General features: G+C 65.5%; 1 protein-coding gene. It reads right to left on the bottom strand.

Annotation, left to right across the window (positions count from 1 at the left end; genetic code table 11):
* Positions 1 to 1,026: IS256 family transposase (locus N416_RS0120955; protein WP_024444047.1), on the bottom strand; the 1,026-nt coding region annotated here is incomplete at its 3' end.
* Positions 1,027 to 1,177 lie beyond the last annotated feature (151 nt).

The following is a 1,177-nucleotide window of genomic DNA, read 5'->3' as shown; positions in this document are numbered from 1 at the left end:
CCGGTTAACGGATATCGGGTTGTTCGACCAGATCTTCTGCCAGTGCGCCCGCGGGAATGCGGTGAACGCCAGGACGTCGGTCTTGGCCTCGGCCATCATCGCCGCCACCTTGGGAAATGTCGCCTCCAAGGTGTCGGCGACCTGGTCCCACTGAGCGGCGACCTCGGCCGGTTCGGTGTGGGCGAAGACCGTCTTGATCGCCGCAGTGACCGCCGGCGCGTGCTTGGCGGCCACCACGCCGTGCAGATTGCGCATGAAATGCACCCGGCAGCGTTGCCACGATGATCCGGTGAACTGCTGTGCCACCGCAGCCTTGAGGCCGGCGTGGGCATCTGAGATCACCAGATGCACCCCAGTGAGCCCACGGGCCTTGAGGCTGGCCAAAAATTCGCGCCAGAACTCAAACGACTCACTATCGCCGACGGCGGTTCCCAGCACTTCGCGGGTGCCGTCGATGGAGACCCCAGTGGCCACCACCAGGGCCTGAGACACCACATGCGCGCCGACGCGGACCTTGCAGAAGGTGGCATCGCAGAACACGTACGGGAACTGGGTGTGGGTCAGGCTGCGGGTGCGGAAAGCTTCGATTTCACGGTCCAGGCCAGCGCAGATGCGCGACACCTCTGATTTGGACACCCCCGAGCCCACTCCCATCGCGGCGACCAGGTCATCGACGCTGCGCGTCGATACCCCGTGCACGTAGGCCTCCATGATCACCGCGTGCAACGCCTTGTCGATGCGGCGGCGTCGCTCCAGCAGGGACGGGAAGAACGACCCGGCACGCAGTTTGGGGATCTGCACCTCGACATCACCGGAGGTGGTCGACACGGTCTTGGGGCGGTGCCCGTTGCGCTGCGTGGTCCGGCCCTGGGCTCGCTCGTAGCGGCCGGCGCCGATCGCCTCGGTGGCTTCAGCCTCGATCAGAGCCTGCAACCCGGCCCGGATCAACTCGGCGAACACCGCCCCGGCGTCAGCGGAGTTGAGCGCATCGAGCTGAGCGAGCAGGGCAGAATGGTCGTGGGTCATCGCGTTGTGTGTCCTTTGCTTGAGTCACTTTGGTCGGTAACTCAATGACCACTACGCGATGACCCACCCCAAAGCCCTCAACGACACACCAGAGCCCAACCGCCCCGGTCAGCCGCAGGCCCGAAACCCCACCACCCCAGGGGACTTAGCC

Origin of the sequence: Mycobacterium sp. UM_WGJ (assembly GCF_000455125.1) — a bacterium.
Taxonomy (GTDB): domain Bacteria; phylum Actinomycetota; class Actinomycetes; order Mycobacteriales; family Mycobacteriaceae; genus Mycobacterium.
The sequence above is the reverse complement of the archived record's forward strand: the minus strand, read 5'-3'. Positions and strand labels throughout refer to the sequence as shown.